The sequence below is a fragment of the Streptomyces sp. B21-105 genome, from assembly GCF_036898465.1.
GTDB lineage: Bacteria > Actinomycetota > Actinomycetes > Streptomycetales > Streptomycetaceae > Streptomyces.
This window is the reverse complement of record NZ_JARUMJ010000001.1, coordinates 8,405,762-8,425,725: the sequence shown is the minus strand read 5'-3', so window position 1 is coordinate 8,425,725 and position 19,964 is coordinate 8,405,762. Positions and strand designations below refer to the sequence as shown.

Below are 19,964 nucleotides of genomic sequence, written 5' to 3'. Positions count from 1 at the left end.
GCCTTCCTCGATGCTCGCGGCCGCGGCGTGTCCTGTCTGTCCCCGCCTGCGGGGACAGCCGGAGCGGGTCGGGCCCGCACGGTCTCGGTGTGCGCACGGTCAAGGTGTGCGCACGCTCGCCTCGACCCAGGTGGAGGTGGGGGAGTTCAGCACCTGCGCGTCGGCGCCGGCGCCGGTCCCGGCGAGCGCCTCGCGCAGGGCGTGCGCCCGCCGCTCGTCCCCCGGCAGGACGACCAGGGAGGCACGCACGGTCCGCGCCGCCGTCGTGCTCAGGGTCAGGGTGACCTCGCACGGCGCCGGACCGTGGGCCAGTGCGGCTGTCAGCAGCAGTCGCAGGAACGCCGGCGGATGCGGGTCGTCGGAGTCCGACTGGATGACGACGGCGCAGTCCGCGCGGCGGGCCGCGCTGAGCAGTGCGCGTACGGTGCGGTCGAACACGCCCGGGAGTTGGATCTCGTCCCGCACCGCGCTCGCGAGCAGACGGGCCCGGTCCCGTACGCCGGCCTCCTCGGCGCCGCACCGCCCGGCCCCCACGTCCGCGAGGAACGGCAGAATCTCCTCACCGAGGTCGGCCAGCCGTCTGCGGTGCGACTCCTCACGGGCCTGCCGAGCCGCCTCGGTGGCGAGCACGGCCGACCGGTCGGCCTCCGCACGCGCCGTCGCCCCGCCCAGCCGGGCCACCGTCCGCCCGATGGCGAGGCCCGCGACGACGCCGAGCGCGGGTGCGCAAAGGGCGGGCAGCACGATGGCGACGGTCTCACCGGCGGAGGAGGCGATCGGCGGGCCGGAGACGACCAGGGCGACGATGCCGGCCTGCTCCAGCGCCAGCGCCGTCAGCGCCTCCCAGGCCGGGCGGACGATCACCAGCAGGGTCAGCAACGGTGTCACGGCGCCGATGGGCCAGGACGCGTAGTCGTGGAGAGCGGTCAAGGGCAGCACGAGGAAGCTGCCGAGCGCCCCGGCGACGGCGAACGCACAGGCTGCTGCTGCGACCGGGCCCGCGATCCGCGAGTCCGCCCGCAGCAGGAGGCCCACGGTGAGGACCGCGAGCAGCGCGTACCAGATCAGCAGGGGGACGGTGCCCGAGGTCAGGGAGGTGTGGAGGACGGCGACGAGGCCCATGACGGTGAGGAACGGCAGGCAGACGGCGGCCAGCGGACGCCGCACGTCCCCCACCGCGGCCCGCATCATCGCGAGCGTGTCCTGGGGCGCCCCTCCCACCAGGGCCGCAGGGCCGGCGTCCACCGCCGGTGTGGCGGCCGGGGGACGCCACCGCAGTCGCACGGTCGTCCCGCGGCCGGGGGTGCTGTGGACCTCGGCGCGTCCTTGGACCTCCTCCATCTCGCGGAGCACTCTGCGCCGTAACCCCACCGAGGAGGCGGCGAGTTCCGCGGTGGCGAAACCCGTGCCGTCGTCCGTGATGCTCAGGGTGAAGCCCTCGCCGCCCTCCGACTCCGGCTCCGGCTCCGGCTCTGTTTCCGTTTCTGTTTCCGCTTCCGTTTCCGCTTCCGGGTGAGCCGGTGTGTCGCCGCGCCGAAGCCGTATGCGGACGGTGCCGGCCGCGGCGTGGTTCTCGATGTTGCGCAGCGCCTCGCGAGCCGCAGTCATCGTCGCGCCGGCCACCCGCTGCGGGACCGGGAGGGGGCCTACGGCGTCGACCGTCAGCACCGTTCCCGTGGGCGGCCGTAACGCGCGCACGACGGCTGCCAGATCCCTCCGGCCGCCAAGGCCCGGCGCGGCCGGGGCCGCGGCGAGCGCGGCCAGGGCGCCGGAGGCCGCCTCCCGGAGCCGGGCCGCCGGGACCCAGGGCATGGCGATGGCTTGCAGGGCCGTGCTGACTTCGTCGTGCAGCATCCCCTGGAAATGCCGATGTGCCTCGCGTCGGCCTTCCGCCCTGCCGGCCGCCGCCCGCGCCGCCCGAGCCCGATGTTGCGCCCGGTCGGCCCGGTCGCCCGCGGCGCGCATCAGCGGGACGAGCACGTCGCCGGCAACCGCCGTCGCCACCAGCGGCCAGACGCCCTCGACGGCCCCTGCGGGACCGTCCGCGGACCAGGAGGTCGCGACCTGCGCGCCGATCGCCGCGCAGAGGGCCCAGCGTCTCGCCCCGCGGGACAGCAGCACGGCGGCGAGCAGCACGGCGGGAGCCGCCAGCAGACATCGCTGTCCGATCACGACGCGGGAGGCGCCGCCCACGGCGAGCACCACCTGTCCGAGGAGCGCCAGTGCGGCGGCGACGTGGCCGTCCGCGCGGGACAGCGCCCCACGCGCTCCCCGCACGGCCGTCACCACGCCCTGCCCGAGGAACACCACGGCCACGGCGCGGACGTCCGGCTCGCGTTCCGGACCTCCTGGGAGCAGGAGCACCGCCCAGTTGACGGCGAACAGGGCCGACAGGGCGGCCACCGCGCGCGACAGCCCGTGCTCGACGCCGTGCCGGTATGACCCCGGCGTCAGGGACGTGCCTGTTCGGGCAGGTCCGGGCCGATGTCGATGTGGCCGTCGGCCACGACCCGGTAGACGAGTTCTCCGGTGCCTCCCACCTGTTCGCCGGCCTTCGCGTAGGCCTCGACGGCCCGTTTGCGATGGGTGTGCACGGTCTCCTCGTTGATGTGCAGCTTGCACGCGATGTCCGTGTACGGCAGGCCCTTGGCGATGAGTTCCAGCACCTGCGCCTGCCGCGCGGACAGCCGGACTCTGCCGCGCGGATCGCTCACGATCGAGTGGGCGAGACGGCTGGACACGTACATCTCGCCGGTGTCCACCGTGCGGATGGCCTGGACGAGTCGGTCCGGCGGATCCTCCTTCAGCACCAGGCCCAGGGCACCTTCGTCGAGCGCCCGGCGCACCAGGGCGGGACGCTGCTCACCGGTGTACACCAGCACCCGCGCCCCGGCGGCCCGCAGTCGGCGGACGTTGGACGCGATATCGCTGCCGTCGCGCAGCCGCAGGTCGAGCAGGACGACGGAGGCCGCGTCGTCGCCGGTCTGCGTGTCGAGCAGTTCGTCGACGTCCTCGGCCGTCGCGACGAGCCGGATGTCGGGGCCGTGCCGGGCGAAGTGGGCCGCGATGCCGTCGAGGAGAACCGGGTGGTCGTCCACGGCGGCGACCTTGATGACGTCGTCGCCGCCCGTCGTGTCCGGCTCCATGACACCACCCCGCCCTGCGTCGTCCGTCCTCACGGGTAACGTGCGCATGTCACGTCCCGCTGTGTGCATCGTAGGCCTCGCTCGGTGACCGCCGCTGGCATTCACGCCACCGGCCCACATAGTGGAATATTCAACTAGCCGGTCCGGTTGACGGCCTCGAAGGAGGTCAGCAGTGGACATGAGGTACGAGAGGGCACACGGCGGGACCGAGGAGTACTACTCCCACGGGACGCCGGCCGAGCGCTGGGAGCGGGCGCAGTTGTTCTTCGGGGCGCGGGAGTACACCGCCGCGGCCCGGGTGCTGGCCGGCCTGGTCGCGGAGACGCCGGAGCAGACCGGACCGCGCCTGCTGCTGGCCCGCGCCTACTACCACTCGGCCCAACTTCGCCGCGCCGAGAGCGAGTTGCGGCTCATCGTGGAGCGCGATCCGGTCGAGCACTACGCCCGGCTGATGCTGGGCCGCACCCTGGAGCGTCAGGGCCGGCACACGGAGGCGGGGCCGCACTTGCGGATAGCCTCGGCGCTGGCGGGCGACTTCCCGCAGGACTGACGGGCCCGCGCCGCCACCGCCCGGACGACGGCCGTCCCGGGCGGCAGGCGGCCACGGCGGCGTGAGCGGCCGGGCGGTGACGGGTCGTCACCGCCCGGCCGCTCACGCCGTCCTCGACGGTTCATGCGGCGGGCGTCCGTCGTCCGCGCCGGTGCGCGATCTCGCCGAGGACGACGTCCACCACGAGGAATGCGGCGAGCGGGATACCGAGCAGCGGGACGAAGTAGCCGACCACGGCGACCGCCGCCAGCAGCGGGACCAGGACGTGCGGCGGGACCTGCGCCCAGGCTCCGCGCGGGACCGGCCGGCCGAAGGCGTTGCCCCGGCCCCGCTGCCACCACATGCGGTAGCCCCACATGATGAGCAGGATCAGCGCGAGCGCGAGGAGCATCAGCGCGATCTGGTTGGCCAGGCCGAACAGGACGCCGGTGTGCAGGTCGATGCCGTACCGGGTCAGCTTGGCCAGGGGCGGGTGGTCGGCGAACCGCACGGTGTCGGTGACCTCGCCGGACGCCGGGTCCACCGCGACCGCGTCCTGCTTCTCGGGCCAGCTGCGCTGCACCTGCTTGACGACGTAGGCGGACGAGGCGTCGGCGGGCGGGACGATCTCGACCGGGTCGCCGAGGCCCTCGGCGCGCGCGGCGGCCAGGACCTTGTCGAGGCCCACGCCGTGTGCGCCGTCCCCGCCCGCCTTGGAGGCCGCGTCGTGACCGGCGTGGTCGCCGCCGCCCGCGGCCGCCGACACCGACGGGGTGGCCTGGCCGAGCGAGGTGCGCAGCTCGTCGATGTGGGCGCCCGCGTACGTCGACCAGGTCAGGCCGGTCGCGGACAGGAAGAACAAGCCGGCCGCCGCCCAGACGCCGACGCTGCCGTGCAGGCCGAGCGTGCGCCGCCGTCCGGTGACCCCGCGGACCTTGCGCCGCGCGCGCCGACGGGAGAACCACAGCACGACTCCGCCGCCCGCGATCACCCACAGCCAGCTCGCGGCGAGTTCGCTGTAGAGGCGGCCGTTCTCACCGAGGTGCAGATCGCGGTGGAACTCGTCGATCCAGGTGCGCAGCGGCAGCGCGCCCGTCGAGCCGTACTGTTCCAGCGCGCCGCGCACCTCGCCGGTGTACGGATCGACGAACACCGCGAGGGTGTGCGTGGCGCCGACCCCGTCGACGCCGGACAGCATCACGCGGGTGGAGGCGTCGTCCTCGGGTGAGGGCCGCACCGCCGAGACGGTCCCCTCGGGGTGGGCCTTGCGAGCGGCGTCGACCTGCTGGGAAATCGGCAGCTTCGCGTCGCCGACGGGCACGGTCGTCTCATGCGCGTACAGGAGCTTCTCGGCCTGGAACGAGGCGGCGTACAGGAAGCCGGTGGCGGCGGCGACCAGCAGGAAGGGCGCCACGAACACGCCGGCGTAGAAGTGCAGGCGCAGGACCAGCGGGCGCAGTGCGGCCCACGGGCCGTGGGTCCTCGGCTCGAGGGCCGCCGACTGCGGGGCCTCTTCCGCGGCGAGGGAGGGAGCGGTGGACATCGGCGGCTTCTCCGGGGACGGGGAGCGAACGGGGCGTCGGGCGTGGGCGTCAGGCTTCGGGCATTTGAGCGTTGGGGCTTGGGGCTTGGGGCTTGGGGCTTCGGGCATTTGGGCATTTGGGCTTGGGAAACAGAGCGGGGCGAAGGCTGTTCTCGGCCGTGCGCTCCAGTAGTCGGGGGCCTGCGCCTCCGAGTTCCCGCCACTTCGAGTGACCTGCGTCACGCCGGGTGTGGCCGTGGCATGCTGGCTCGATGGCATCTCCCCGTCCCCTCGCGCCCCTTGCCGAACGGATCGAGGAACTCCTCGCGTCCGGCGGCCCGTTGCCGCTCGTCCTGGCCGGCGACCCCGTTCTGCGGGCGGGCACGGCACGTTACGAGGGTCAGCTCGCCCCCGCGCTGCTGGCCCGCTTCGTCGAGGCGCTGCGCCGCACGATGCACGCCGCGCCCGGTGTCGGTCTCGCCGCGCCGCAGGTCGGCGTGGCGTTGCGGATCGCGGTCGTCGAGGACCCGGCGACGGTGCCGGAGGAGGTGCGGCAGGCCCGCGGCAGGGTGCCCCAGCCGTTCCGGGTGCTGGTCAACCCGTCGTACGAGCCGGTGGGTTCGGCCCGGGCCGCGTTCTTCGAGGGCTGTCTGAGCGTCCCCGGCTACCAGGCGGTGGTGGCCCGGCACTTCGAGGTCCGGCTGAATGGCGAGGACGAGCACGGCAGGCCGCTGGACGAGGTGTTCGCGGGCTGGCCCGCCCGGATCGTCCAGCACGAGACGGACCACCTCGACGGCATGCTCTACCTCGACCGGGCCGAACCGCGCTCGCTCGCCGCCGAACGCACGGTCCGGGAGCGGTGGGCGCAGCCGACCCCCGTCGAGGCGGCACGGGCGCTGAACTTCGAGCTGCCGTAGGTCAGTTGTCCAGTCGGTTGTCCAGTCAGTCGTCCCGGAACGCCTCCAGCAGGCGCAGCCACACCTCACTGATCGTCGGGTAGGACGGGACGGCGTGCCACAGGCGGGCGATGGGGACCTGGCCGACGACGGCGACGGTCGCGGAGTGGATCAGCTCGCCGACGCCGGGACCGACGAAGGTGACGCCGCGCAGGATCTCCCGCTCCAGGTCGACCACCATCCGGGCGCGACCCTTGTAGCCCTCGGCGTACAGGCCGGCTCCGGCCACCGACGACATGTCGACGTCGACGGCCCGCACCCGGTGTCCGGCCCGTTCGGCCTCCGCGAGGGAGAGGCCGACGGAGGCCGCCTCCGGGTCGGTGAACACGACCTGCGGGACGGACTCGTGGTCGGCGGTGGCGGCGTGGGCGCCCCACGGGCCGTTCTGCGTCAGGGGTGTTCCGGCGGCGCGGGCGGCGATGGCGGCGCCCGCGATCCGGGCCTGGTACTTGCCCTGGTGGGTGAGGAGGGCACGGTGGTTGACGTCGCCGACGCCGTAGAGCCAGTCGGTGCCGGTGACGCGCATGCTGTCGTCGACGCCGAGCCAGGAGCCGGGTTCCAGGCCGACCGTCTCGAGGCCGATGTCGTCGGTGCGCGGGGCGCGGCCGACGGCGAAGAGGATCTCGTCGGCCTCGATGCGCTCCCCGGTGTCGGTGACGACCACGACGACACCGTCCGTGCGGGTCACCGACGCCACCGAGGTGCCGGTGCGCACGTCCGCGCCGGCCTCGGTCAGCGCCTCCGCGACGAGTTCGCCGGCGAACGGCTCCATGCGGTCGAGCAGGCCCTCGCCCCGCACCAGGAGGGTGACCCGCGAGCCGAGGGCCTGCCAGGCGGTGGCCATCTCGGTGGCGACGACTCCCCCGCCGACCACGACGAGCCGGCCGGGCGCGGCCTGGGCGCTGGTGGCCTCCCGGCTCGTCCAGGGCCGGACCTCGGCGAGGCCGGGCAGGTCGGGGAGGGCGGCGCGGGTGCCGGTGGCGACGACGACCGCGTGGCGGGCCGTGAGGACGGTGTCCCCCACGGTCACCGTGCGCGGGCCGGTCAGTCTGGCGTGGCCGCGGTGGAGGTCCGCGCCGATGCTCCCCAGCCAGTCGGCCTGGCCGTCGTCCGTCCAGTCGCCGGTGTACCAGTTGCGGCGGGCGAGGACGGCGTCGGCGTCCAGGGGGCCCTGTACGGCCTGGCGCAGACCGGGCAGCCTGCGCGCGTCGGCGCGGGCGATGACCGGGCGCAGCAGGGCCTTGCTGGGCATACAGGCCCAGTACGAGCACTCGCCGCCGACGAGTTCACTCTCCACGACCGCGGTGCTGAGGCCGGCCGCGCGGGTGCGGTCGGCGACGTTCTCCCCCACGGGCCCGGCCCCGAGCACCACGACGTCGTACGCGTTGGTTTCCGTTTCCGTCATGGGGTCAGTCTGGTGGGTGGTGTGCGGGGTGGCCACACGGGTAGGGGCGCGGAATACGCGCCCGGCCGCCGGCGTTGTGCCGGGCGGCCTCACCCCATGTCGGGACGCACAGGACGCACCCGACAGAACTCCGGGAAGAAGGAATCAGGTCATGAGCAGCACCGTGGAGCTCACCAAGGAGAACTTCGACCAGACGGTCACCGACAACGACTTCGTCCTGATCGACTTCTGGGCGTCCTGGTGCGGGCCGTGCCGTCAGTTCGCCCCGGTCTACGACAAGGCGGCCGAGGAGAACCCCGACCTGGTGTTCGGCAAGGTGGACACCGAGGCCCAGCCCGAGCTGGCCCAGGCCTTCGGCATCCAGTCGATCCCGACGCTGATGATCGTGCGCGACCGGGTCGCCGTGTTCGCCCAGCCCGGCGCGCTGCCCGAGGCCGCCCTGACGGACGTCATCGGACAGGCGCGGGGGCTGGACATGGACGAGGTGCGCCGGTCCATCGAGGCGGAGCAGGCCAAGAGCGGGGCCGGCGACTCCCCGGCGGCCCCGGGCGAGTAGCCCCCGGCGGGCGGCAGTTCCCGGCAGGCAACCCCGGTGGGCCGTCCCCGGTTGGCCGTCCCCGGTGGCAGCCCCGGTGGGCGGCGCGGCTCTAGAACGGGTACGGCGCCACGTCGGCCCGCACCGTCGTCCACCGCACGTCGGTGAAGGCCTCCAGGTTGGCCTCGCCGCCGAACCGGGCGCCGGTGCCGGAGGCGGCGACCCCGCCGAAGGGCGCCACGGCCTCGTCGTTCACGGTCTGGTCGTTGATGTGCACGATGCCGGTCGGCACCCGCTCGGCCAGGTCGAGGCCGCGGGCCGCGTCGCGGGTGACGATGCCGAGCGAGAGTCCGTAGGAGCTGCGCGCGGCCAGCGCCGCCGCCTCGTCCGGCGTGGTGAAGGGGCGCACGGGGGCCACCGGTCCGAAGACCTCCTCCGCGTAGGCGGGGGTGTCGTCGCCGACGCCCGCGAGGACCGTCGGCCGGTAGAAGCGGTCCTGGTGGGTGCCGCCCGCGGCGAGCTTCGCCCCGGCCGCCGTGCTGGCCTCCACCAGGCCGTGCACCTTGGCGAGCTGGCCGTCGTCGATGAGCGGGCCGAGGTGCACCTGCGCGCGGTGCGGGTCGCCGACGGCGAGCGCGTCGGCCTTCGCCGCGAGCCGCTCGACGTACTCCTCGTAGAGGGAGGCGTGCACCAGGTGGCGGCCGGTGGTCATGCAGATCTGGCCCTGGTGGAAGAACGAGCCCCAGGCGGCCGTGGAGATCACCGCGTCGAGGTCGGCGTCCTCGAGCACGATCAGGGCGGAGTTGCCGCCGAGTTCGAGGTGCGCGCGCTTGAGGTGACGTCCGGCCGCCTCGCCGACGGACCGGCCGGCCGCGGTGGAGCCGGTGAACGAGATGACCGGCACGCGCGGGTCGGCGACCAGGGCCTCGCCGGTCTCGGCGCCGCCCGGCAGGACGTGCAGCAGGTCCTCGGGCAGTCCCGCCTCAGCGAACACCGCGGCCAGCGACAGCCCGCCGCAGACGGCGGTGCGCGGGTCCGGCTTGAGGACGACGGCGTTGCCGAGCGCGAGGGCGGGCGCGACGGAGCGGATCGACAGGATCAGCGGGGCGTTGAAGGGGGAGATCACGCCCACGACGCCGACGGGGACCCGCCGGGTGTACGACAGCCGGGGCGCCTCGCTGGGCAGGACCTGGCCGGCCGGGCGGGAGGCGAGGGCTGCGGCCTCGTAGCACTCCTGGGCCGCGACGTGCAGCTCGAAGTCGGCCTTGCCCGCGATCGAGCCCGACTCACGGACGATCCACTCGCGCAGTTCCTCGGCGTGCGCGGCGAACAGGTCGCCGGCCCGGCGCAGCACTCCGGCGCGGACGAAGTGCGGGACGCGGGCCCACTCGGCCTGCGCGGCGCGGGCGGCCTCGGCGGCCGGCGCGACATCCGCGCCGGCTGCCAGGACGACCGTGCCCAGCTGCTCGCCGGTGGCGGGCTCGGTGACGGTGTACCGGGGGCCCGACAGGGTGCGGGGCTGCCAGTTGGTGGGGTCGAGCAACGGCATGAAGGCTCTCCGATCGGTGACCCGCGGGCTTCGCCGCTCTCACGGCGAGAGGGGAAGTCCCGTGTAGTTCGCCGCCAGTTCGGCGGCCGCGTGGCGGGATGCGGTGATCCGGCGCAGCCGGGCGAGCTGCATCCGGTGGTCGAACGCATCCCCATCTGGTTGAGCGTGCAACATCCTAGTCATGTCGTAGGAGAAGCGGGTGGCCTGCCACACACGTCGCAGGCACAGCTCCGAGTACCCGTCCAGGAGCCGGGTGGACCCATGGGCGTGCAGTTCGGTGAAGGCCCTGGCCAGCAGCCGGACGTCGGAGACGGCGAGGTTGAGTCCCTTGGCGCCGGTCGGCGGGACGATGTGGGCGGCGTCCCCGGCGAGCACCAGCCGGCCGTGCCGCATCGGCTCGTGGACGAGACTGCGCATCTGCGTCACGGACCGGGCGGTGATCGGGCCGCGGCGCAGCGTCCAGTCGGCGTCGACGGCGAAGCGGGCGGCGAGTTCGTCCCAGATCCGCTCGTCGGGCCAGTCCCGCACGCTCGTGCCGCGGGGGACCTGGAGGTAGAGCCGGGAGACATGCGGCGAGCGCATGCTGTGCAGGGCGAAGCCGCGCGCGTGGCGCGCGTAGACCAACTCGTCGCAGGAGGGCGGCACTTCGGCGGTGACGCCAAGCCAGGAGTACGGATAGTCGTGGGCGTATGCGCGGCCGACGGCCGCCGGGAAGGCGTTCCGGGCGACGCCGTGCGAGCCGTCGCAGCCCGCCACCCACGCGCAGTGCAGCGTCCGCTCCCGGCCCTCGTGGCGGAACCGCACGACAGGTGTCGCGCTCTCCGGCTGCTCGACGGCGAGCGCTTCCGCCTCGAACAACAGGGGCGGCCCGTCGGCCAGTTGGAGGGCGATGAGGTCCTTCACGATCTCCGTCTGGGCGTAGATCGTGACCGTGCGGCCACCGGTGAGGGCGGGGAAGTCGAGGCGGTGGCGTTCGCCGTCGAAGCGCAGCTCGATGCCGTTGTGCACCAGGCCCTCGACGTCGAGCCGGTCGGCGGCGCCGGCCTCACGCAGCACGTCGACCGTGCCCTGCTCCAGCATTCCGGCTCGCTGGCGCCCTTCCGCGTAGGCGCGCGTCCTGCTCTCCAGCACGGCACAGGCGATTCCCGCGCGGTGCAGCAGACGGGCGAGCAGCAGCCCCGCCGGGCCGCCGCCGATGATGCCGACCGTGGTGCGCATGGCATGCCTCCACCTGGACCGTAGTTCAGCTGGAGTCGCGGTGCACCACGGTGGCCGAGAACAGCGCGTGCGACTCGGGGGCGGCGGCGGGGTTGCGGACGGCCCGGTCCACCAGGGAGGCGAGGTCGCGGCCGGAGGGGAGCGCGATCCGCACGGTGCTGAGCCGCGGCCGCAGCAGCCGGCCGAGCAGCAGGTCGTCGGCTCCGATGACGGCCACGTCCTCGGGAACGCGCAGGCCGGCGTCGTGCAGGGCGCGTAACAGCAGCATGGCGTACTCGTCGTTGTAGGCGAACACGGCGTCGAGGCCGAGGCCGCGCCAGCGCGCGGCGAGGGCGGCCGCGGCCTCCTCCGTGTAGGCGAGGGGCAGCTCGGTGACGGAGGCGTCGGTGCCCTGGACGGCCGCACGGGCGCCGGCGAGGCGGGGCGCGGAGAACATCTCCATGCCGTGCTCCTCGGGGACCACCACCCCGATCCGGCGGCGGCCGCGCTCGCGGAGGTGTCCGGCGGCGCCCCGGCCGACGTCGGCCTGGTCCAGGAGCATCGCGTGGGCGCCCTCGACGGCCTCGGGGCTGAGGGTCACCACGGCCCGGGCGCCGGACCGCTTGAGGATCGCCACGCCTTCGGGTCCGATGCCGGTGCCGGGCACCAGCACGGCGACGGGCCTCAGCTCGGCCCACGCGCGCACGGCGTCGTCACCGGTCACTCCGCTCGCGCCGTACTGGACGACCGTGTAGTCGAGGCGGCTCATCGCACCCTGGAAGTCGTGCACGAACCGGCTGTAGAGCGGGCCGGCGGGCACCGGCAGGGTGGGCATCAGGACCATCCGGCTGTGTCCGGCGCGCAGGGTGCGGGCGGCCGCGTGCGGCACATACCCGAGTTCCTCGGCGGCCTCGCGGACCCGGCGGCGGGTCGGCTCGCTGATGCGTACGGCGCTGGTGTTGTTCAGGACGTAGGAGACGGTGGCGCGCGAGACCCCGGCCAGGCGGGCCACGTCGGCGCTCGTGGGCACGGGGCGCGGCACCGGCGGCACCGGCGGCGCGGGCGTGTTCGGTATCTGCACCATGACGTACCGCATCTTGGCAGAAGCCGCGAACCGGGTCCCGGGCGGGGGGACGCCGAATCCGACGATCCGTCAACGCACACGTTCGACGGGTCGTCGACACTCGGCAGTCACGTCACCATGCGTCACCGCACGTCGCCGGATGTCACCCGGCGCCCGTTCCGCGGTGCTCGCCCGTGATCCGGTCGACGAGGTCGCTCCAGCCCGCCTCCAGCCGCTCCGGCGGCATGCCGCACTGCCGGGTGAGGTGGTGGACGAGGACGGGATTGAGGTAGCCCATCAGCGTGTGCGCGAGAAGTTCGTCGTCCGCGCCGGGCAGCGCCTGCCGCAGCAGCACCGCCAGATGACGGTGATGCACCCGGCGCACCGGGACCGAGTGCCGGCGGTCCGGCCCCGGCTCGGCCGCGAGCTGCAGATCCAGCTGGTCGACGGAGCGCGCGAGCAGCGCGAAGCCGAACGCCCGCAGCCGCTCCACCGGCGGCGCGCCCGGCCCGAGCGGCGGCGGACCGCTCAGGAACGCGGCCTGGAACCGCCGCTCCGAGTGGTCCAGCAGGGCGTTCAGCAGACCCGTGCGGTCACCGAAGCGGCGGAAGACGGTGCCCTTGCCGACGTTCGCCGCGCTCGCCACCGCCTCCATGGTGACCCCGGCCGCGCCGTGCTCGGCGATCAGACGGGCGGCGGCGTCCAGCAGCCTGGCCCGGTTGCGGGCCGCGTCGGCGCGCAGACACGGTTCGTCGCCCGCCGGACCGAGTTGCAGCAGCTCCGGCTCGGCGGCGCTCTCCTCAGGCTCGGGACAGGGGGGCAGCACGGCGGACATGACGCCAGCGTAAAGCATCGGGAATGAAACTGGACCACGGTCCGGTTAGGGTGCTAGAAATTAAACGGACCCCGGTCCGGATTATTGTCCCCGTGTTTCAGCCTCTGGGAGTACCCATGTCTGTCCGCATCCTCGCGCTCGTCGGCAGCCTTCGCGCCGGCTCGACCAACCGCCAGCTCGCCGAGGCGGCCGTCAAGGTCGCTCCCGAGGGCGCCGAGGTCGACCTCTTCGAGGGTCTGGCCGAGATCCCGTTCTACAACGAGGACCTCGACGTCGAGGGCAGCGTCCCGGCCGCCGCCGCCCGGCTGCGCGAGGCCGCCCTGGCCGCCGACGCCTTCCTGCTCTTCTCCCCCGAGTACAACGGCACGATCCCGGCCGTCCTGAAGAACGCCATCGACTGGCTGTCGCGGCCCTACGGCGCCGGCGCGTTCGGCGGCAAGCCGGTCGCCGTGGTCGGCACCGCGTTCGGCCAGTTCGGCGGCGTATGGGCGCAGGACGAGGCCCGCAAGGCCGTGGGCATCGCCGGCGGCAAGGTCATCGAGGACCTCAAGCTGTCCATCCCGGGCTCGCTGACCCGCTTCGCCGAGACCCACCCGGTCGACGACGCCGAGGTCGCCGCCCAGCTGACCGAGGTCGTCGCCCAGCTGCACGGCCACGCCGACGAGTTCGCGACCGCCTGACGCCCGACCGGCAGCGCACCCGGCCCGGCAGCGGACCCGGTCGGCACACGCAGGGACGGGAACAGCCCACGACGCAGCGGCACCCGAGGGGCCCGGATCAGATTCCGGGCCCCTTCGGCGTGCGCGGGTCGCGCCCCTTCGGCGTGTGCCCTCGCGGGTGGGGTGAAGAGCAGCGGCGAATGTCGGTCAAGCCGCAGACCCCGGGCCGTCCCGTCTGATAGGGCAGATGAGCACCCTTTACCGACGACTGCTCGATCTGATGCCGCGCATCGGCGTCCAGGTGACCGACCTCGGGCCGGGGAAGGCTGTGGTCTCCCGACACGGCGGCCCGTACCGGGTGACCGGCGCCGGCAAGGACACCTGGCTCCTGCGGCCGACGGGCGACGCGGCCCGCTCCGAGGCCGGCCAGGACGAGGCCGTGCGGCTGGGCGAACCGGCGCCGTGCTTCTCATGGACCCCTCGGCGCGCCGGGACGAGCGCGCGGCACAGCCCGGGTTCACGCCAGTCGTAGCAACATGCCTGATCAGAGAGGTGTGTTGCGACGACCGGCCGGGGGATCGAGTTCGACTGCGTGCTGATGCGGGCCGCCGCGGCACCCACTGCCCAGACGCGGCGCACACTTCTCGGATGCGGCGCACAGGCCGGATGCGCGGCGCCCGCCTCGGAAGACCGCCTCGGGAAGTCCGCCTCGGGGAGAGGTGTCCCGCCGGGGCCGCGCCGCGGATCCGTCACGCCTGTGTCGAGTCCGGCAGGGCCGTGGCCTCCTCCTGCCGCTTGGCCGCCCGCAGGCTGGTGAAGGTCGTCACGGCGAGGACGAGCACGATGAAGCCGAGCGAGAACGGGATGCCGATCTCGGGCACGTGCACCCCTGACTCGTGCAGCGCGTGCAGCAGCAGCTTCACGCCGATGAAGCCCAGGATGATCGACAGGCCGTAGCTGAGGTGGACCAGCTTCTTCAGCAGACCGCCGATCAGGAAGTACAGCTGCCGCAGACCCATCAGCGCGAAGGCGTTGGCGGTGAACACGATGTACGGGTCCTCGGTCAGCCCGTAGATCGCCGGGATCGAGTCGAGGGCGAAGAGCACGTCCGTGGAGCCGATCGCCAGCATCACGACCAGCATCGGCGTCATGACCCGCTTGCCGTTCTGCTCGATCCACAGCTTCGTGCCGTGGTACCGGTCCGCCACGCCGAAACGCCTCTCCACGGCCTTGAGCAGCTTGTTCTCCTCGAACTCCTCCTCGTGCGCGCCCTTCTTCGCGTCCTGGATCAGCTTCCACGCCGTCCATATCAGGAACGCGCCGAACAGGTAGAAGACCCAGGAGAACGTCGAGATGATCGCCGCGCCGGCCGCGATGAACAGCGCGCGCAGCACGAGGGCCACCAGCACGCCCACCATGAGGACCCGCTGCTGGTACTGCGACGGCACCGCGAACTTGCCCATGATCAGGACGAACACGAAGAGGTTGTCCACGCTCAGCGACTTCTCGGTGATGTACCCGGCAAAGAACTCCCCCGTCGGCTTGCCGCCGCCGAAGACGAACACGCCGAGACCGAACAGGCAGGCCAGCACGACCCAGACGACGGTCCAGGTCCCGGCCTCCTTGACCGAGACGTCGTGCGGCTTGCGGCCGATGAAGAAGTCGACGGCGACGAGCGCGCACAGCGCCGCGACGGTCAACAGCCAGACGGAAAGCGAGACGTTCACGGGTGGTACTCCTGGTGCGGTGTGGGGGTGAAAATCGTTGTCGCACGGTCCGCCGGTTGTCTACCCCTCGCGGATGAACAAAAGGTCACATCCTGGCAAGGCGTGGGGCGCACCCGGGCGGCCACCCGCCGAACGGCGGGCAGGTCCCGCCGGACGGCGGCGCTCCGCAGGGGGCGCGTGCGTGAATCATGGCCGCACGAGCCGCCCCGCCGAGGAGACGCCATGACATCCGTCCCGCCGCCGTTCGACCCGGAACTCGCCGCCGCCCTGGAACTGATCAAGGACGTGATCCAACCGGGCATGGCCATGGAGGACATCGAGGCCGTCCGCCAGGGCCCGGGCATGGCGCTGCTGTCCCAGCTGGACCTGACGGCCGGCGGCACGTTCGAGGTCGAGGACCGCACGGTGCCGGGGCCCGAGGGCGCACCGGAGATCTCCCTGCTGATCTGCCGCCCGGTCGCGCCCGCCCCCGACCGGCCCCGTCCCGTCGTCTACCACGTGCACGGCGGCGGCATGGTTCTCGGCAACAACCGGGCCGGCGTGGACGTGGCCCTGGACTGGGCGCGGGCGCTGGACATGGTCGTGGTGTCGGTGGAGTACCGCCTCGCGCCGGAGCACCCGCACCCCGCGCCCGTCGAGGACGTGTACGCAGGGCTGCTGTGGACGGCGGAGCACGCAAAGGAGCTGGGCGCGGACCCGGACCGCATCGTGATCGCCGGCACCAGCGCGGGCGGCGGGCTGACCGCAGCGCTCGCCCTGCTGCTGCGCGACCGCGGCGGTCCGCGGCCGATCGGCCAGCTGCTGATGTGCCCGATGCTGGACGACCGCAACGACACCGTCTCCTCCCACCAGATGGCGGGCCTCGGCGTGTGGGACCGCACCGCCAACGACACCGGCTGGACGGCGCTGCTCGGGGCGGCACGCGGCGGCCCCGACGTGTCCCCGTACGCGGCTCCCGCCCGCGCCGAGGACCTGTCCGGGCTGCCGCCCGCCTTCCTCGACGTGGGCTCCGCCGAGACCTTCCGGGACGAGGTCGTCGGGTACGCCTCCCGGATATGGCAGGCCGGCGGAATCGCCGAACTGCATGTGTGGCCGGGCGGCTTCCACGGCTTCGACGGCTTCGCACCGCAGGCCACGCTGTCGAAGTCGGCGCGGGCGGCCCACCTGGACTGGCTGCGCCGACTGCTCGCCGAGTAGGACCCGTCCGGGGCCAGAGGGTAGAGGCAGTGGCAGCGCATCGGCTCTCCTCACCGAGGGGCGCATACCGCATGATGACCGTATGAAAGAGCTGGCGGGGCGCCTGACCGCACTGGACCCGGACGCCGGAACCGCCGTGCGCGTCATCGCGTACTTCGACCGGCTGGTGGAGGGCCGCGCCGGGGTCGAGGCGCTGATGCGCGGGGCCGCGGTGCTCGCGGGGGTGCCGGCACGGCTCGTCGACGCCGACCGGCGGGTGTGCGTCCGGGTCGAGGCCGACGGCGTCCGGCGGGACTGCGACCTGCCGCCGGACCCCGCGTGGCCGTCCGCCGCGCTGAGCCCGGACGGGGCGCCCGCCCTCTGGCTGGAACGCGCCGACGCGACGCCGAGCGTGGTCGACGCGGTGATCCTGGAGCGGGCCGCGGGCGCGGCCCGGCTCGTGCTGGACCGCACCCGCGGCCGGGCCCCGCTGACCGATCCGGCCCTCGTCGAGACGCTTCTGGACGCCGCCGCGGCCGAGCCGGCCCGGCTGTACGCCGCCCGCCGTCTCGGCCTCGACGTCCTCGCACCGGCCCGCGCCCTCGCCACGCCGGCGGGCCGGCCCAGGGTCGTCCCCGCGTCCGCCGCACCCGGCGCCGCCGAGCCCCCTGCCGTCCGCACCGGGGTCGGCCCGGCGGTGCCCGTGCTGGAGCTGCCGGGGTCGTGGGACGCGGCCCGGACCGCGCTGCGGTTCACCGCAGAAGGGGGCCCGCTGGATCCCGGGCCCTGGGTGGTGTCCGCCGAGGAGCTCGGCGGGGTCGCGCTGCTGGCCGAGCTCATCGCACCGGGCGCCGAACCTCCCCCGGACGTCAGGGCGTTGGACACGGCCGCCGCGGACGCGCCCTGGCTGCTGACCACGCTGTACGCCGTCACCGCGACGGCGAGTCTGCGGGCGGCGGCGGCCGAGGTCAACGTGCACCACTCCACGCTCCAGGACCGGCTGGCCCACGCCGAACACCTGCTGGGCTGGCCGGTGCGCACCCCGCAGGGCCGGCTGCGGCTGCACCTCGCGCTCACGATGCGAAGGCTGACCCGGCCGTAGAGGCCCGGCGGAGGCGGTCGCCCCTCCGTGGCCTCCGTGCCGTCCACGCCGCCCATGCCGTCCGTGCGACGCCGGTCCGTCTCTGCCTGCTCGGGCTCGGCCGCCGGGTCGGCGACGTCCTCGCCCGCGGCCGCGGCGCGCGCTGCGGGGATGGCGGCCTCGATGGCCGCGGAGACCAGCGCGAGACCGCCGCCGACGAGGAGCGCGGTACGGAATCCGTCCTCGGGTTACCTGCGGCGCTTCAACAACGGCATCGAGGCCGTCGGGGGCCGCCCCCGGCCGCGCCCGTGACACAAAGGACCGACACGGAGGACGCCGACCGGCCGGCGCGGCGCGACGCGGCCGGTCACGAGGCGCCCGGCGCGGCCGACGGGCCCGCCCCCGCACCCAACTGCCGGATTTCTCCGCCGAGTTCGGGCTGGAACCGGGTCAGCGTCTCGGGCTCAGCGCTGACCACCCAGCGGAAGCCGACCAGGTAGCGGCCGCCGTAGATCGCCGCGGCGTCGAGCCAGGTCTCCTTGTGCCGCTCCTCGGGGAAGGTGGTGATGAGGTAGTCGGCCCCCTCGGCGTGACACACGCCCTGACGCAGCTCCGCCGCCTCGATGCGGATGGCGGCCGTGCAGCCGGTCAGCCCGGCGATCACCTCGACCTTCGCCGGCGCCACGACCCCGGCCGCCGCGGCCGCGGTCACCGTGGTCGGCGTCGGCTCGTCCCTCTTCGCGGCGCCGTCCGCGCCGCCGCCGCACGCGGTGGCGGCGGTAAGGAGCAGGGTCAGGCCGCCGGCCAGTGCGGCGGCGCGGGCGAGGCGGGCCGGGGGCTGCTGAGGCACGTACGACTCCGTATCTGCGAGGCGGCGTTCATCCGTGCGTGCCGCTGGACGGACACGCGTCGAGGTGTACGGCAGCGTCCCTTCGGGCGTTCATCGCGTTCAAAGGCGGGCCGCCGGCAGGGCCCGACGGGCGCGTCGGTCAGCCGGCGTCGTCGCGGAGCACCAGGTCGAGCAGGCCGGGGAAGCAGGCGTCGAACTCCTCGCGGCGCAGCCGGTTGGTCCGCCTCGGGCCCTCGTCGCGCTGTTCGACCAGGCCGGCGCAGCGCAGCACCGAGAAGTGGTGGCTGAGCGCGGCCTTGCCGACCGGCACGTCGAAGCCGCCGCAGCTGCGCGTCCAGTCGGCGGAGCCGGCCAGTTCGCGGATCAGCTGGATGCGTACAGGGTCGGCGAGCGCGGACAGCGCGGTCACGACCGACACCTCACCCGGGTCCGTGTGCACGGGCGCCGCACGGTGGCTTGCGCCCTCGGTCCGCTTCGTCATGCCCTCTCCTCGCGCCACGCTCCGGCGGGTTGCCCGGTGTTCGATGAATATCTTACAGTCCCGGTGTTCGCTTCCCGTTGAACAGTCGACGAAGGGTGCGGTGACATCGTCATGCGCGCAGTGGAGTTCCAGGAGTACGGCGGCCCCGAGGTGCTGAAGGTCGTCCAGGTCGAGACGCCCGAGCCGGGGCAGGGACAGGTCACCGTCGACGCCGCCTACGCCGGCGTCAACTTCGCGGATCTGAAGTCCCGCGCGGAGGGGTACCGGGTGGGTTCCCTGCCGTTCCGCCCGGGGCTGGAGGTCTCCGGACGGATCCGGGCCGTCGGCCAGGGCGTCACCGGTCTGCGCCCCGGGCAGGAGGTCGCCGCCCTGGTCGACCGCGGCGCGTACGCGGAGGTCGTGGTCGCCGAGGCCGCCGCCGTCTTCCCGCTCCCCACGGGCGTGGACCTGCGCACGGCGGCCGCGCTGCCCACCGTGCTGCCGACCGCGCGCGCCCTGCTGCACGAGGTGGGGCGGCTGCGCGCCGGCGAGACCGTGCTGGTGCACGGCGCGGCGGGCGGCGTCGGCACGGTCGCCGGGCAGCTGGCCCGGGCGGCCGGCGCGGGCGCGGTGTACGGCGTCGTCTCCTCCACGGCCAAGGCGGCGCACGCCCTCGAGCACGGTTACGACGAGGTCTTCACCGACGACGCCTTCCCCGACGGCGTCCGCCGTGCCACCGGCGGCAGGGGCGTCGACCTGCTGCTCGACCCGGTGGGCGGCGACACCCTGCGTCGCGGCCTCGACACGCTGGCCGTCTTCGGACGCCTGGTGTCCTTCGGCAACGCGAGCGGGGCGCCGCCGTGGCAGGTCGGGCAGCCCGAGCTGTACGAGGGGGGCCGCTCCGTCGCCGGGTTCTCCATCCTGAGCCTGGCCCGGTCGGCGCCCGAGGAGCTCCGCTCACTCACCGAGCGCGCTCTGCGCACCGTCGCCGAGGGCACGGTACGCGTTCCGGTCACCGCGGAGTTCCCCCTGGCGGACGCGGCCGGCGCCCACGCGCTGATGGGCGGCCGCACGTCGACCGGCAAGCTGCTGCTGCGGATCTCCGGCTGAGCGCTCCGCGCGGCGCACGCGTCCGCCCCGGCCTCCCCGCCCCCGGCCTCCCCGGCGCCCATTGCCCCATGCCCGGGTCCCGCCGCCCGTTTCCCGCGCCCCGGACCCGCCTCATCCGCCGCCCGTGGCCCGGACCGGCGGCTCGACCCGTCGTGCAGGCCGGG

Annotated in this window: 19 protein-coding genes; 8 read left to right on the top strand and 11 right to left on the bottom strand. The window is 74.1% G+C overall.

The genetic code is table 11. From position 1 onward, the window contains the following. Nucleotides 1-99: 99 nt before the first annotated feature. Nucleotides 100-2,403 carry a hypothetical protein gene (locus QA802_RS37690; RefSeq protein WP_334532580.1) on the bottom strand — a complete coding sequence of 768 codons (2,304 nt, stop codon included), beginning with the start codon at nucleotides 2,401-2,403 and terminating at the stop codon, nucleotides 100-102. Between the two features lie 47 nt (nucleotides 2,404-2,450). Next, nucleotides 2,451-3,146, bottom strand: coding sequence for a response regulator (locus QA802_RS37685; RefSeq protein ID WP_334532577.1), 696 nt, complete (start codon nucleotides 3,144-3,146; stop codon nucleotides 2,451-2,453). 178 nt (nucleotides 3,147-3,324) lie between these two features. Between QA802_RS37685 and QA802_RS37680 the strand changes: the two genes are divergently transcribed. Continuing rightward, nucleotides 3,325-3,696 (top strand): tetratricopeptide repeat protein, encoded by a 372-nt coding sequence (locus QA802_RS37680; protein WP_334532574.1) that lies wholly within the window; start codon nucleotides 3,325-3,327, stop codon nucleotides 3,694-3,696. Nucleotides 3,697-3,817: 121 nt separating this feature from the next. Here the strand turns inward: QA802_RS37680 and QA802_RS37675 are convergent, their stop codons facing one another. Next, nucleotides 3,818-5,218, bottom strand: coding sequence for a PepSY-associated TM helix domain-containing protein (locus QA802_RS37675; RefSeq protein ID WP_334532571.1), 1,401 nt, complete (start codon nucleotides 5,216-5,218; stop codon nucleotides 3,818-3,820). A gap of 251 nt (nucleotides 5,219-5,469) precedes the next feature. On the opposite strand from QA802_RS37675, the gene QA802_RS37670 reads away from it, so the two are divergent. Then, nucleotides 5,470-6,114 (top strand): peptide deformylase, encoded by a 645-nt coding sequence (locus tag QA802_RS37670; protein ID WP_334532568.1) that lies wholly within the window; start codon nucleotides 5,470-5,472, stop codon nucleotides 6,112-6,114. A gap of 25 nt (nucleotides 6,115-6,139) precedes the next feature. Here the strand turns inward: QA802_RS37670 and QA802_RS37665 are convergent, their stop codons facing one another. Continuing rightward, entirely contained in the window at nucleotides 6,140-7,558 is a 1,419-nt protein-coding gene (locus tag QA802_RS37665; RefSeq protein WP_334532565.1) for a dihydrolipoyl dehydrogenase family protein, read from the bottom strand. 151 nt (nucleotides 7,559-7,709) lie between these two features. Between QA802_RS37665 and trxA the strand changes: the two genes are divergently transcribed. Then, complete coding sequence (trxA, locus tag QA802_RS37660) at nucleotides 7,710-8,114, top strand: thioredoxin (RefSeq protein ID WP_334532562.1); 405 nt, start codon at nucleotides 7,710-7,712, stop codon at nucleotides 8,112-8,114. A 91-nt stretch (nucleotides 8,115-8,205) separates the two neighbouring features. Here trxA and QA802_RS37655 read toward each other — a convergent pair whose 3' ends face one another. The 4 genes from QA802_RS37655 to QA802_RS37640 all read right to left on the bottom strand — a co-directional run bounded on the left by QA802_RS37655 (nucleotide 8,206) and on the right by QA802_RS37640 (nucleotide 12,737). After that, nucleotides 8,206-9,642 (bottom strand): aldehyde dehydrogenase family protein, encoded by a 1,437-nt coding sequence (locus QA802_RS37655; RefSeq protein ID WP_319169155.1) that lies wholly within the window; start codon nucleotides 9,640-9,642, stop codon nucleotides 8,206-8,208. A gap of 39 nt (nucleotides 9,643-9,681) precedes the next feature. Further along, on the bottom strand, nucleotides 9,682-10,860 hold the full coding sequence (locus QA802_RS37650) for a 4-hydroxybenzoate 3-monooxygenase (protein ID WP_334532558.1): 1,179 nt from the start codon (nucleotides 10,858-10,860) through the stop codon (nucleotides 9,682-9,684). Between the two features lie 25 nt (nucleotides 10,861-10,885). Continuing rightward, complete coding sequence (locus QA802_RS37645; RefSeq protein WP_334532555.1) at nucleotides 10,886-11,935, bottom strand: LacI family DNA-binding transcriptional regulator; 1,050 nt, start codon at nucleotides 11,933-11,935, stop codon at nucleotides 10,886-10,888. 130 nt (nucleotides 11,936-12,065) lie between these two features. Beyond that, the gene (locus tag QA802_RS37640; protein WP_334532552.1) at nucleotides 12,066-12,737 is read right to left on the bottom strand and encodes a TetR/AcrR family transcriptional regulator; all 672 of its coding nucleotides are present in this window, start codon (nucleotides 12,735-12,737) and stop codon (nucleotides 12,066-12,068) included. 116 nt (nucleotides 12,738-12,853) lie between these two features. On the opposite strand from QA802_RS37640, the gene QA802_RS37635 reads away from it, so the two are divergent. Together QA802_RS37635 and QA802_RS37630 are read left to right on the top strand one after the other, a co-directional pair. Next, nucleotides 12,854-13,417 carry an NAD(P)H-dependent oxidoreductase gene (locus tag QA802_RS37635; RefSeq protein ID WP_319169159.1) on the top strand — a complete coding sequence of 188 codons (564 nt, stop codon included), beginning with the start codon at nucleotides 12,854-12,856 and terminating at the stop codon, nucleotides 13,415-13,417. A gap of 226 nt (nucleotides 13,418-13,643) precedes the next feature. Further along, nucleotides 13,644-13,928 carry a hypothetical protein gene (locus QA802_RS37630; RefSeq protein WP_334532545.1) on the top strand — a complete coding sequence of 95 codons (285 nt, stop codon included), beginning with the start codon at nucleotides 13,644-13,646 and terminating at the stop codon, nucleotides 13,926-13,928. Between the two features lie 217 nt (nucleotides 13,929-14,145). On the opposite strand, the gene QA802_RS37625 is transcribed toward QA802_RS37630, so the two are convergent. Continuing rightward, on the bottom strand, nucleotides 14,146-15,123 hold the full coding sequence (locus tag QA802_RS37625) for a TerC family protein (RefSeq protein ID WP_334532542.1): 978 nt from the start codon (nucleotides 15,121-15,123) through the stop codon (nucleotides 14,146-14,148). Between the two features lie 222 nt (nucleotides 15,124-15,345). Here QA802_RS37625 and QA802_RS37620 point away from each other — a divergent pair, with 222 nt between their 5' ends. Together QA802_RS37620 and QA802_RS37615 are read left to right on the top strand one after the other, a co-directional pair. Further along, nucleotides 15,346-16,320: an alpha/beta hydrolase gene (locus tag QA802_RS37620; protein WP_334532539.1), complete on the top strand. Its 975-nt coding sequence runs from the start codon at nucleotides 15,346-15,348 to the stop codon at nucleotides 16,318-16,320. 82 nt (nucleotides 16,321-16,402) lie between these two features. Beyond that, entirely contained in the window at nucleotides 16,403-17,401 is a 999-nt protein-coding gene (locus tag QA802_RS37615; protein ID WP_334532536.1) for a helix-turn-helix domain-containing protein, read from the top strand. A 346-nt stretch (nucleotides 17,402-17,747) separates the two neighbouring features. Here the strand turns inward: QA802_RS37615 and QA802_RS37610 are convergent, their stop codons facing one another. Both QA802_RS37610 and QA802_RS37605 read right to left on the bottom strand, forming a co-directional pair. After that, on the bottom strand, nucleotides 17,748-18,230 hold the full coding sequence (locus QA802_RS37610) for a hypothetical protein (protein ID WP_334532533.1): 483 nt from the start codon (nucleotides 18,228-18,230) through the stop codon (nucleotides 17,748-17,750). 139 nt (nucleotides 18,231-18,369) lie between these two features. Then, nucleotides 18,370-18,711 (bottom strand): ArsR/SmtB family transcription factor, encoded by a 342-nt coding sequence (locus tag QA802_RS37605; RefSeq protein WP_334532530.1) that lies wholly within the window; start codon nucleotides 18,709-18,711, stop codon nucleotides 18,370-18,372. Nucleotides 18,712-18,822: 111 nt separating this feature from the next. Between QA802_RS37605 and QA802_RS37600 the strand changes: the two genes are divergently transcribed. Next, the gene (locus QA802_RS37600; RefSeq protein WP_334532527.1) at nucleotides 18,823-19,800 is read left to right on the top strand and encodes a quinone oxidoreductase family protein; all 978 of its coding nucleotides are present in this window, start codon (nucleotides 18,823-18,825) and stop codon (nucleotides 19,798-19,800) included. Nucleotides 19,801-19,964 lie beyond the last annotated feature (164 nt).